Origin of the sequence: Streptomyces sp. BE20 (assembly GCF_036322525.1) — a bacterium.
Taxonomy (GTDB): Bacteria; Actinomycetota; Actinomycetes; order Streptomycetales; family Streptomycetaceae; genus Kitasatospora.
Genome location: NZ_JAQYWW010000836.1, coordinates 17,976 through 29,422, shown reverse-complemented (window position 1 = coordinate 29,422; position 11,447 = coordinate 17,976). Strand labels below are relative to the sequence as shown.

Here is an 11,447-nt window from a genome sequence, read left to right as displayed (position 1 = left end):
GGGACAGGGCTGCGCGGACTGCGCGAGCGCCTCGCCGCCCACGACGGCGAGCTGACCGTCCCGGACACCGGGACGGGCCGGTTCCGAATGCTCGCCAGCGTCCCGCTCTGACCCCCGCCGGCCCGCCGGGCCCGGGGCCGCCACCCGGCCGGGCCGGTCCCTGACCTACCACCACTCCCATCCGGTGGTCGGAGGCCGTTCCGTACTTGGCCGTCCTCTCCTCCTGGACGTTCCGCGTGAACAGCAGGCCACCCGCGGCGGTCCCGCCCGTCCGGACCGGGCTGCGGCTGCGGCTGCGGCTGCGGCTGCGGCTGCGGCTGCGGCTGCGGCTGCAACGACAGACTGATACCCGCTCGCGTGCCGGGCGTCGTGGAAAACCGCGAACATGGCACGGCGCGCACCCCGACGCAATCCAGGCAGCTGCGCGCAGCCGAGAGCGGAGAGCGTTCTCCCGTACGGCGGTGAGGTCGGCACCTCGCCCGGTGCGGTCAGTTGTCCTCGGCCAGGCCAAGGTCTCGGCGGCCCGGTGCAGGCCGTGGTCGGCAGCGCTCTTCACGCACGTACGGACGGCGCAGCTACAGGGCCTCGCCTGCGGCTCTTCCTGTAAGCATTCGGTGACGTGGAGCCGCCTCCCGCTGACACCGCACCCGCGAGACCGCCGACAAGGAGTCCGGCAGGACGACGATGGCCCCGCACCTGCCCGGTACGCCCGCGCCGACGGGACGGGTGGGTGGTCTTGCGGCCCGTGGCGGCTGCGCACGACGATGGGGGTTTCGTCGGGTGAGAGGGGATTGACGATGGGTGACGAGAACAAGGGCGGTCCGAAGGACGGCGGGGGCGGCGCGCACGCGAAGCCGGGCGGTCCGCAGATCGGGCCCGAACCCAGCCCCGACGGTCAGAACCCCAAGCCGGAGCCCAAGCACAAGTGAGCACCGATCAGGCAGACGCCGACCTCGGAGCCGACGAACGGCGGGCGCTCGCCGATCGGCTCGCGGGCGCAGGCGCGCTGAGCGCCCGGTGGCGTGAGACGTTCGAGGCCGTCCCTCGGCACCTCTTCCTGCCGCCGGTGTACTGGGAGTTCGTCGAGGGCAGCGCGGTGCCGCGCGACCGCGGCTCGGATCCGGACGGGTGGCTGGCCGGCGCCTACCGGGACACCCCGGCCATCACGCAGTGGGACGACGGCGACGAGGCTGCGGGCCGGCGGGACTTCACATCGAGCCTGAGCATGCCGACGATGGTGGCGCTGATGCTCGGTGACCTCGATGTCGAGGACGGTCACCGGGTACGGGAGGTCGGCACCGGCCCGGGCTACAACGCCGCGCTGCTGGCACACCGCCTGGGGGCGGAGCGGGTGATGAGCGTCGAAATCGACAGGACGGTGGCCGACCTCGCCCGCGCGAACCTGGCGGCGGCGGGCCTGGGCGGTCTGCGGGTCCTGACCGGGGACGGAGCACAGCCCGATACCGGCGGGGCGGAGCCGGCCGACCGGTTGATCGCCACCTGCGCGAGCCTGGTCACCGACGTCCCCGCCGTCTGGCTCGACCAGACCCGCCCCGGGGGGCTGATCGTCGCCCCGAGCACGACGCTGTTCGGCGGCGGCGCCGTCGCCCGCCTGCGGGTCGCCGACGACCACCGGAGCGCGAGCGGGCGCTTCACCGGCTCTTCGGACTTCATGCGGATGCGCCAGCAGCGCTACCAGGCCCCGCCCGTGGACGCCTACCTGCCCGGGGACTGGCCCGGCGACGCCGAGGCGTCTGCCACCGGCCTGGACCCGGAAGCCATCAGGGCCTCCTGGCTCGCGCAGTTCGCCATCGGATGCCGCCTGCCGGACCTCTACTACCGGCGCGCCCCGTACGGGGACACGGTGACCTGGTGGTTTTTCGACACCGCCGTGACGTCCTGGGCCACCGTCGACTCCGTCCCCGGCGCGGTCGAGTTCGACGTGCGCCAGAGCGGGCCGCGGCGCCTGTGGGACGAGATCCATGCCGCCTGGACAGCGTGGGAGCAAGCCGAGCACCCCGGATACGAGCGGTACGGGCTGACCGTGACCGGCTCCGGCGAACGCACCGTGTGGCTCGACGACCCGGACCACCACTGGAGCCCGCCCGCCCGCTGACGCCCAGCACGGCGCAGCGGTCCCGCCGGCTGGGGGCCGGCGGCCAACGAGAGCGTTGTGGGTGATTACCAGGCAAATCCGCCGTAGAGGCCGTCCTCACAAGGGTGGCTCGTCTGCGCAGCCGCCGGTCGAAGGGCCGGGCTTCCTGGGGCGATGTCTGAGCCACCGACCACGAGGACTACATGTGAGCTCGGTTCGCGCACCGATGAGTCTCCCGCGGCGCGCCGGTCTGTACGCGTGGGACCGGCTCACGGAAGACTGGTGCCATGCGGAAACTGATCTACGGCCTGAACCTGACCCTGGACGGCTACATCGCCGCGCCCCGCGACGACATCGGCTGGAGCGTGCCGAGCGACGAGCTGTTCCAGTTCTGGTCCGACCAGTTGCAGGCGACCGACCTGACGCTGTACGGGCGCAAGCTGTGGCAGACGATGAGCTCCTACTGGCCGACCGGCGACCAGCAGCCCAACGCCACCCCGGCGGAGATCGAGTTCGCTCGTCGCTGGCGGAACATGTCGAAGGTGGTGTTCTCCTCGACGATCGACAAGGTCGACTGGAACACCCGTCTGGTCACCGGCGACGCGGTCGCCGAGATCACCCGGCTCAAGGCCGAGGACGGCGGCCCGATGGACATCGGCGGCGCGACGCTCGCCGGGGCGGCCATGCGGGCCGGGCTGATTGACGAGTACGTACTGGCCACCGCGCCGGTCCTGGTGGGCGGCGGCACGCCCTTCTTCACCGCGCTGGACAACTGGGTGAACCTCAACCTGGTGGAGACCCGGACGCTTCCCTGCGGCGTGGTCCTGACCAGGTACGAGACGAGGCGCTGAGCGCCCGTTCTGGAGTAGTCGGCCGGCGGGTACAGGCCCGGCGGGCCGGCTGGCGCGGCCTGGAGGAGGAGCAGCGGGACCTGCTGTCGGCGATCGGCATCGAGGAGGATCCGACCCCGGGCCGGTGGCCTCGAAGGCCACCGGCGAGGCGATGTCCCGCTGTAGATCCGACATCCCGCCATGCTGCCCGTCAGCACCTCCCGAACGCGGCCCGGGTCCGTTGACGAACCCCGTATTGGCTCCTCCGGGGCCTCCCTCCGGATCGGCCGGGACGGAACTAGGGCACCCGCCCGCCGTCCCGGCCGATGTTCGGCCGGTGACGGATCACCGTGGCCGCAAGCCGGTGGCCACCGACCGCATGTGGGAGATCAACATGGGCACCCCCGCCGGCCCGTTCCGGATGATGGACCGGGTCGGCCTGGACATCGAGGAACACTACGCCGCCGAACGCCCCGACCTGCCCGCCGGCCCGCGCGAGCTACTGAGGACGCACGTCGACGCGGGCCACCTCGGCGTCAAGACCGGGCAAGGCTTCTACGACTACCCCACCGCCGGCTGAACCCGGACGCGTCGGAGACCCAAGCACAGACCGCGTTTGCGGGCACGGCGGCTGCGGCCGGACGACCGGGTGCCGATGGCGCCCGGTCGAAGGCACAGACGCTCCGCCCACCGCTCGGACCTGGTCGCCGACCGCACCCGCACCGTCAACCGGCTCCGCAGCCTCCTGAACGGCATCTTCCCCGCGCTGAACCGGGCCCTGGACCTCACCGACGCCGGGCCGTCGACGCTGCTGAGTCGAGTAGCCGAGGGGAATCTCACCCCTCGGCTCTCGCAGATCGGAGCGTGACAATCTCTTGTCACTCCGCTCTTGTCATCCTGATCACCAGGCTAACGCCGCCAGTGTCGTGTCCGGCCAGTGCGCGAACAGCCGCGGATACCGCTTGGCGATCTCCTGGAGCTTCGCAATGGCCTTCCGCAACGGCGACAGCCGTCGATACTTCCTGCGGATCCAACGCACCAAGTAGGCATTGATGCGCTGAAGGAACGGGATCAGTACCCAACGGCCGTAGCGGCCGTAGTAGTTGATCCACCCCGCGACGACGGGATTGATCCGCCGCACGAGGTCTATGAGGGTCGAGCCGGTGCGGTGTTGCAGCCGCCAGGAGCGGACTTCCGCACTGATCTTCTTCAGGGCGTCCTTGCTGATCGCCGGCGAGAAGGACAGGAACGTCTGCCCACTCCGGGTCCGGCTTGCCCTGGCTCGGAATGTGTAACCCAGAAACGTGAACTCCATGTGCTCGTACGAACCCTGGCGCTTCGCGTCCCGGCAGTACACGATCCGGGTCTTGGCCGGGTGCAGTTCCAGCCCGACCTCCTCCATCCTGTTCCGGAGCGCGGCCAGCACCTGGCGGGCCTGGCGCTCGGTGACGCAGTGCAGCACCGCGTCGTCCGCGTAACGTTCGAAGGTGACGTTCGGGAACTCCCGGCTCATCCACACATCGAACGCGTAGTGCAGGAACAGGTTCGCCAGCACGGGAGACACCGGGGCGCCCTGGGGCGTCCCGCGTTCCCGTTCCAGCAAGGCGCCGTCGGGCATCTGCATGGGAGCAGCGAACCATCGCTGCACATACAAATTCACCCAGACGGCGTCGGTGTGAGCTTCCACAGCCTTGACCAGCAGATCCCACCGGACGCTGTCGAAGAACTTCCGGATGTCGATCTCGACCACCCAGTCGCGCTTCCAGCAGCGTTCCCGGCAGGCCCCGACCGCGTCCAGCGCCGACCGTCCGGGCCGGTATCCGTAGCTGTCCGGGTGGAAGATGGGATCCACCCGCCGCATCAGATACCGCGCCACCACGGTCTGCGCCACCCGGTCGGAGACATTCGGAATGCCGAGCCTCCTCATGCCATCACCGTGAGGCTTGGGAATCTCTACCGCGCGCACCGGAGAGGGAAAGTAAGAGCCCGACGACATTCGATTCCAGACCTTGTAGAGATTGTTCCTCAGGTCCTTCTCGAACTCTTCGATGGACTCGCCGTCCACGCCCGGAGCACCCTTGTTCGCCCTGACTTCCTCCCATGCCTCCTTCACTTCCCACTTTGAAATCTCGAACGGCTTGGCCTGTGACTTCAACCGGCCCATCGAATTCCTCCCAGAAGACCTCTGGTTGATACGACATACACGGTCACGGACGACCCGGCCCCTTCGCTCCACCTCCATTACAGAGGCTTCATCACTACTACGGACCGGTCCGCCGGCGCACTCCGCGTCGGTACTCAACCCCATGCGGTTTCGGCCGCTTGGGGCGCTCCCTCTCGCCACCCGTACCGGGTGGACAGTGTCGGAGCACGCCTTCTCCTGTTCCATGCGAGAGCAGCAGACCGGGCTCACGTCGCCTTCATGCCGGACACCGCCTGGCCAATAGGTGGGCTCCCGCCAGACTCATCCCGAGACAAACCGGAGCGCCTCGGTTTCGATGTCGTCTATTCTGTTTTCGACACGTCACCAGCGATTCGCTTGCGCTCGTCTTCCCGATCCCCACCTGACACCTCTTGGATGCCTTTTCCTCATCGCTCACCACGACGGTCTTCAGCCAACGCAGCATGAGGTGGTTTGAAGCCTCCCCCCACAGGGCGACTCCGAAGGGCCGAAATCCTTCATCTCTCGCACAGCACCATTTCCAGAAGCTGCCCTACTACCAACTCCCATCCATGTTCAGGACACACCCGGCTATCAGACCCCGTCCGCCCTACGACGGTGTGCCGGGTCGTGCAGTGGCCCGGCTCTTCGGTGCCAGGCGTTCATCTGCCGCCGGGCCGTCGACGAACTCGGCGCCGATTTCCGCCAGACGCTCAGCCGCGTAGGACGCGTCGATCAGTGCCTCGGGGGTGTGGATGCCCGGCGGAACGGCTTCGCCGCGCAGCCCGATCAGCCGCTCGACACCGAGGGCGACGCCCAGCGCGGTCAGCGGCCGCTGCCCTTCCGGATGGACGAGGTAGCGGTGCAGGCTGCGCGGCTGCCCTCCCGGGCCGGTTCCTTCGACGTCGATGCGGACCTCGACGGAGGCGGGGCCGCCGCGTCGCCGACGCGCGGACTCACCGACGGCGAAGTCGAAGCGGACGTTCGGCGCTCCCGTCGCCAGGGCAAGACTCTGCACGTCGAGGATGGCGATGCTCTGGCCGGGTACCAGGATCCCGTCGGAACTCGGCACATCCGTCCGTGCATCGGGTTCGGCGACCCAGGTGAACACGCCGTCACGGCGTACCAGTCCGGCCGAGGTGGCGGTGGCCCATCGCTCCAGATCGGCCAGCCCCGCGGGGCCGCCGGCGTCCAACTCGTCCAGGACGGCGCCGATCCGAATCGTGTCGATCTGTTCGAACTCCCTGGTGGCATACAGCACCGCCAGAACACCGACCCCCGCACAGAAGTGACTTGCCACCAAGATCGGTGAGCCGTAGGGCCGTTGGGCGCTCGCGACGATCTCCGGCGCGATGTCCACCAGGCCGCTGGAGATGCTCAGGTAGGGCAGCCCGCGCTCCTGCGCGTACCGCAGCCCCAGCAACCGGTCGTCCCACAGCGCGGCGACGACCGCCAGGTGTTCCCCGTCGGCCGAGAGGCCCAGATCCCCGCGCCGCAGGTCGACGGTCGCGGCGGTGGCCACGCCGAGTCCGTCGGCGACCCGCTGCGCGCGGCCGACGTCACGGCCCGCGATCGTCAGGGGCAGTTCCGGGTGCCATCGGCGCAGCACGGCGGCGGCTCCCGCGCCCGCCTGACCCGAACCACCCAGAATCAGAACCGAGTTGGGCTGTCCCATGGTGAGTCTCCTTCTCGATCACCAACCTACGTTTTGTAACCTACGTTTTGTAGCATAGCCTGGAAGGCGACAGCAAGGGAGGACCATGGCGACCGCACCGACCCGCCTGCCCAAGGCCGCCAGGCGGGAGCAGCTGCTCGACACCGCCATGGCGATCGTGCGCGTCCGGGGCGCCGACGGGCTCACGCTGGCCACCCTCGCCGAGGCTGCGGGCGTCAGCAGGCCGATCGCGTACGACCACTTCGGCACCCGCCCCGGCCTGCTGCTCGCGCTCTACCGGCGCCTCGACGAACGCCACCGGGCCTCGGTCGCCCAGGCACTGCAGGACGCCGCGCCCACTGTCGAGGAGGTCGCCCGCGTCATCAGCGCCGCGTACTTCGCCTGCGCCACCGACATGCCGGAGCTCAACGCCGTTTCCGCGGCGCTGAAGGGCGATCCGGACATGGAGGCGGGCAGACAGGAGATGACCGACAGCTATGTGGACCTGATGGCCGCCGCACTGCGGCCGTACACCCACCTTGAGCCCGACACCCTCCGGCTGTACTGCGCCGGCGCGCTCGGTGCGGCCGAAGCGCTCGCCGCCGTACTGAACCGCGGACGAGCGTCCGAGGACGATGTGACCGACACACTGACGGACCTGGTCGTAGGCGGACTCCAGGCCCGAACCGACAGCCGGTGACCACGGACACGCGGACACGTCGTCCTAGCCTGACGTGACCCGCCTGCCGGACGGGCCTGCTCACCGGCCGGCCGGGCCGGCCGGTTCGCGAACCCGGCGGACCACGGCGGGGGCACAGGACTCCCCCACGGTGCCGGCCGTCCGGGGAGTACTCGCCGGACGCGTCCCGAGATGTCGTCTCACGCCTACACGGAGAGCGTCCGGGCCTCCTGGCCGTCCTGAACCACGGCTACCGGCTCTCCTCGGCGGGTGCGCCCAGAATGCCGGCACCGCCGGCCCGGTGGGCGACCCGGACCCGGCGCTCACCCGGCTCCGCGCCCGCCTGAAGCGGCGTGCCGACACCCTGGGACACACCGAGACGCCGCCCCGCCCGTGACCGAGGCGGCCCGCGCGGACGCCGAGCACCGCCTCGGCCGACCACTGCCCGCCGACCTGCGGGCGCAGTATCCGCTCGCCGACGGTAGCCGGGGGCGGCGCCTCTGGCCTGTTCGGCAACCTCGGCCGGACACCGCCGGCCCGACCGGTCTCCGCCGACGCCGACCTGCGGAAACCTGTACAGACCGGCCGGGAGAACCACCGGGATGCGGTCGTCGTGCCTCGGAGAGCCCGGGCGCCGGTCACTCCGGGTGCGTGACGGCCGCGAGGGCGCGCTCGCGGACGTCCGCCGACGGGTGGCGGCGAAGCTCGCGCAGGAAGGCCCGCCACTCCCCGGGCCAGCCGAGGCGGCCCCCGAACGCCTCCGTCAGCGCGGCGGCGAACAGTCCCGCGGCCGCGCCGGTGTCCCCGTCCCGGCGGGCGGTCCGCGCCAGCGCGTCGAGCGTCCCGGGCGGCGGAAGCGGTCCCGAGGCGTGCTCCCGCGACAGTGCGAGTGCGGTGAGCGCGGCCGCCGCCGGGCGGCCCTGATGGGCGTCGGCGAGCGCGCCCAGCGCGGCCGTCAGCGCCTGCGGCCCGGCTGCGGGGTCGACCAGGCCGCGCAGCGCGGCCGCCCTGATGCCCGCCAGGTCGGGTTCGGCGGCGAGCAGGTCGGCGATGCCGGCGAGCAGCGGCCGGTGGTCGTCGTCCGCGGGCAGGTCGGCGAGGTGGGCCAGCCTCCGGCGGGACGGCAGGTCCCGGTCCTCCCCCGCCTCGGGGGCGTCCGTCCGCGCGGCGGCGGCGAGTTCTACGACGGTGCCGTGCAGCAGGCTACCCGGGGCGGCGCCGCCGAGGGGGTGCGGCAGTCCGGAGGCGGCCAGCGCCCGGACGGCGCCCGCCGCCTCCCGCCACGCGCCTCGGTTCGCCGGATCGGTGACGGCCCGTCGGGCCACGTCCGCGGTCCCCGGGGCCCAGACGGCCCACCACGACAGTGCGGCGAGGGCGGGCGCGGCGACTTCCGGCTCCGGCGCGGCGGCGACGGAGGCCACCAGGTGGGCGTAGCGGGCCCGGTGGATCCCGGGGAGACGCCCCGGGTCGGCCCGGAGTACGGCGCGGCGCACCGGTGGCTCAGCCGGTCCGGCGGCCTCGGCGAGCAGTTCCCACACGGGTTCGGCGTCCAGCAGGCCGGTCGCGAAGGCGACCGCGGCCGCGCGCACGTCGCGGTGCTGGCCCTCGACGCGGTACGCGCCGACCAGCAGGTCGGCGGCGGCCCGCGACGGCAAGTGCTCCGCGGCGAGGCGTACGGCTTCCTTGCGGCTGGTCACCTTGCTGTCCCGGGCCACGGACAGCAGATCGCCGAGCCGCTGGGCGAGGTCGCCGGGCGGGGCGAAGCGGGCGGCCCGGGTGGCCGCGTAGACCGCCACCCGGGCGCGGTCGCCGCCCGCGTGGGCCAGGAGGTCGCCCAGCGCGTCGGCAGGACGGTCCGTCCAGGCCAAGGCGGCGAGCGCCGCCTCGACGAGCACCACCTCGCAGGAGTCCAGCTGGGCGCGGACGACCACCTCTCCGTACTCCGGGATCCCGGCGGCGGCGTGGACGGCCCCGGCACGCCCGTGCAGTGGCAGGGTGGCGTCGTTCGCCGCCGCGGCGGCGAGGCGGGCGGCCGCCCGCCACTGGCGCGGCGTCCAGCGGCCCGCCGACCGGGTCTCCGGCAGGGGCGCACGGTGCGGCCGCTTGAGGAACCGCCCGTACGGCGGGGTGGGGGCGAGCAGCGGGTCGAGCAGGTCGGTGCGCTGCTCGGCCAGGACGGCGCGCACCGGTGCCAGGACGGCGGCGGAGGGTTCGAGTTCGAGGATCTCGGCGACCCGGGCCCCTCGGGTGCGCGGGTCGTCCAGCCACAGGGCGGCGGCTGTGCCGAACGCCGCGTCAGACCCGAACTGGAGGGCGTGCAGCAGGAGTTCCTGCAGCTCCGGGACGCCGCGGGCGCGTCGGCCGAGGGAGCGGGCCAGGGTGAACAGCAGCCAGTAGTCCGCGGTGTCGGCCATGGCGTCCAGCCACGGCCGCAGGGTCGCAACCACGGCATGCTCCTGGCCCCGCCGCAGCCGGTGCTCCAGGCGGCCGAGTTCCACCGTGCCGGTCTGCCCGGCGATCCGCCGCAGGCTCCGCAGTGCCCAGGCGACCAGCTCCGTTCCGTCGGCGACGGCGTGCTCGCGCAGCACCTCGGTGACCAGCCGCTGCAGGGCGGCGCGGGTGGCGTACGAGCAGTCACGGGCGTCGACCGCGTCGTGCACGGCGGCGTCGAGGAGGGGGACCGCCTCGCGGGTCAGCAGCCGTGCGGGCACCTGGACGAGCGCGGTCAGCGCCGCGCAGCGCACCGGGTCCTGCTCGTTGCGCAGCCGGGGCAGCAGGCCGAGCGCGTCCAGGACGGCGGCCCGGTCGTCGGAGGCGGCCGCGTTGGCGAACAGGGCCGTCCAGGCGGCGGCCCGGTCGTCGGCGTCCGGGCGGGAGAGCGCGGCCCGCAACTGCGGCTGGGCCTCCTCCGTGGGCAGGTACGCCAGGGCGGGGGCGATCCGGGCCCAGGGGTGGCCCTGCGCGCGGTGCGCGGCGACCTCCCGCCGTGCCTCGGCATGGCGCCGGGCGTGCGGGAACAACGGGAACAGGAGCGGGAGTTCGCCCTCCTTCGGGAGTGTTCCGGCGTAGACGAGGTCGAGGAACTCGTCACGCCGGCCCGGCGGGAGGGCGCGCAGCAGGGCGGCGAAGCAGCGGGGCGCGGCCAGCCATCGGCGGCCCAGGGCTGGGAGCGAGGGCGGGTCGGCGCGCACCAGCCGGCGCAGCGTGCCCGTCGACGGCGGCGTGGTGTACTGGCCGACCGTGCCGCGTCGCGGGTCTGCGAGGAGTCGGACGGTGCGCTCGGCGTCCGTGGCGGCCAGCGGCGGCAGGTGGTCGTGCCACAGCGGGAGGTTCGGTCCGAACCGTTCCAGCAGGTCGAGGACCCGTCCGGGGCGGGCCCGAACGGCGGCGCCGAGGACGCCGGCGAAGGCGTACCGCTGCCCGAGCCGCAGCGCCTCGGGGTGCTCGGCGAGGACCCGCTCCAGGTGGTCCAGGACCTCGTCCGGGAAGCGGGCGGCGAGGGGGGCGAGCGGTACGGCGTGCGCGAGCTCGGGCAGGATCCGGGCGACGAACCCGGGGCCGCAGGCGGGGAGCAGCCGGGCGGCCTCGGTGTCGCCCCACTCGGCGCGCAGAAGGACCACCAGCCGCTCGGCGAGCCCGTGCCGGCGACCGCGCCGGACAGCCCTGGCGAGCTCGCGGCGAAGGGCGCAGGAAGCGCCGGTGAAGGCCGCCTCGATCGCCTCGTCCGGGACGCCCTGGGAATGGGCGGCGCGCAGGGCGTGGCCACGGACCACCGGGTCGGGGTCGGTCAGCCGCTCGATGAGGTGGCCGGTGGCGCGGCCGGCCGACGCGGCGAGTGCGGCCAGCCGTCGGCCGTACACGCCGGAGCGCTCCAGGTCGGCCAGCAGCGCCGGGAGTGCACCGTCGACGGCGATCTCCCCGGCCCTGCGGGCGACATGGCGTTGCCGCTCCGAGTGGGAGAGCGGGTCGAGGTCGGCGAGCAACTGATCGGCTTCGTACGGCATGCGGCCATTCTGGACGGCGCGGTC

At 72.6% G+C, this 11,447-nt stretch carries 8 protein-coding genes and 1 pseudogene; 6 read left to right on the top strand and 3 right to left on the bottom strand.

The window, feature by feature from the left end; all coding sequences use genetic code 11:
* Positions 1-797: 797 nt before the first annotated feature.
* From PUR61_RS18000 to PUR61_RS45405, 5 genes and pseudogenes are all read left to right on the top strand, one after another.
* Entirely contained in the window at positions 798-929 is a 132-nt protein-coding gene (locus PUR61_RS18000) for a hypothetical protein (RefSeq protein ID WP_329879905.1), read from the top strand.
* On the top strand, positions 926-2,116 hold the full coding sequence (locus tag PUR61_RS17995; RefSeq protein ID WP_329879904.1) for a protein-L-isoaspartate(D-aspartate) O-methyltransferase: 1,191 nt from the start codon (positions 926-928) through the stop codon (positions 2,114-2,116). Before PUR61_RS18000 ends, PUR61_RS17995 begins: the two co-directional genes overlap by 4 nt.
* Before the next feature lie 266 nt (positions 2,117-2,382).
* Positions 2,383-2,946, top strand: a complete 564-nt coding sequence (locus PUR61_RS17990) for a dihydrofolate reductase family protein (RefSeq protein ID WP_329879903.1) — start codon at positions 2,383-2,385, stop codon at positions 2,944-2,946.
* Positions 2,947-3,262: 316 nt separating this feature from the next.
* Positions 3,263-3,505 (top strand): 3-hydroxyacyl-CoA dehydrogenase family protein, encoded by a 243-nt coding sequence (locus PUR61_RS17985; protein ID WP_329879902.1) that lies wholly within the window; start codon positions 3,263-3,265, stop codon positions 3,503-3,505.
* 102 nt (positions 3,506-3,607) lie between these two features.
* Positions 3,608-3,742: pseudogene (locus PUR61_RS45405) on the top strand (IS110 family transposase); the annotation flags it as partial.
* An 84-nt stretch (positions 3,743-3,826) separates the two neighbouring features.
* Here PUR61_RS45405 and ltrA read toward each other — a convergent pair.
* Both ltrA and PUR61_RS17970 read right to left on the bottom strand, forming a co-directional pair.
* Entirely contained in the window at positions 3,827-5,089 is a 1,263-nt protein-coding gene (gene ltrA, locus PUR61_RS17975; protein WP_329879901.1) for a group II intron reverse transcriptase/maturase, read from the bottom strand.
* A gap of 607 nt (positions 5,090-5,696) precedes the next feature.
* On the bottom strand, positions 5,697-6,761 hold the full coding sequence (locus PUR61_RS17970; protein WP_329879900.1) for a saccharopine dehydrogenase: 1,065 nt from the start codon (positions 6,759-6,761) through the stop codon (positions 5,697-5,699).
* Positions 6,762-6,846: 85 nt separating this feature from the next.
* Here PUR61_RS17970 and PUR61_RS17965 point away from each other — a divergent pair, with 85 nt between their 5' ends.
* Positions 6,847-7,440, top strand: a complete 594-nt coding sequence (locus tag PUR61_RS17965; RefSeq protein ID WP_329879899.1) for a TetR/AcrR family transcriptional regulator — start codon at positions 6,847-6,849, stop codon at positions 7,438-7,440.
* A 617-nt stretch (positions 7,441-8,057) separates the two neighbouring features.
* On the opposite strand, the gene PUR61_RS17960 is transcribed toward PUR61_RS17965, so the two are convergent.
* A complete protein-coding gene (locus PUR61_RS17960) occupies positions 8,058-11,423 on the bottom strand; it encodes a hypothetical protein (RefSeq protein ID WP_329879898.1) in 3,366 nt (1,121 codons plus the stop codon).
* Positions 11,424-11,447: the final 24 nt, after the last annotated feature.

Excerpts from the sequence above, each read along its gene's own strand:
- PUR61_RS17970 (WP_329879900.1), bottom strand. The coding sequence starts at position 6,761 with ATGGGACAGCCCAACTCGGTTCTGATTCTGGGTGGTTCGGGTCAGGCG.
- PUR61_RS17990 (WP_329879903.1), top strand. The coding sequence starts at position 2,383 with ATGCGGAAACTGATCTACGGCCTGAACCTGACCCTGGACGGCTACATC.
- PUR61_RS17965 (WP_329879899.1), top strand. The coding sequence starts at position 6,847 with ATGGCGACCGCACCGACCCGCCTGCCCAAGGCCGCCAGGCGGGAGCAG.
- PUR61_RS18000 (WP_329879905.1), top strand. The coding sequence starts at position 798 with ATGGGTGACGAGAACAAGGGCGGTCCGAAGGACGGCGGGGGCGGCGCG.
- ltrA (WP_329879901.1), bottom strand. The coding sequence starts at position 5,089 with ATGGGCCGGTTGAAGTCACAGGCCAAGCCGTTCGAGATTTCAAAGTGG.
- PUR61_RS17960 (WP_329879898.1), bottom strand. The coding sequence starts at position 11,423 with ATGCCGTACGAAGCCGATCAGTTGCTCGCCGACCTCGACCCGCTCTCC.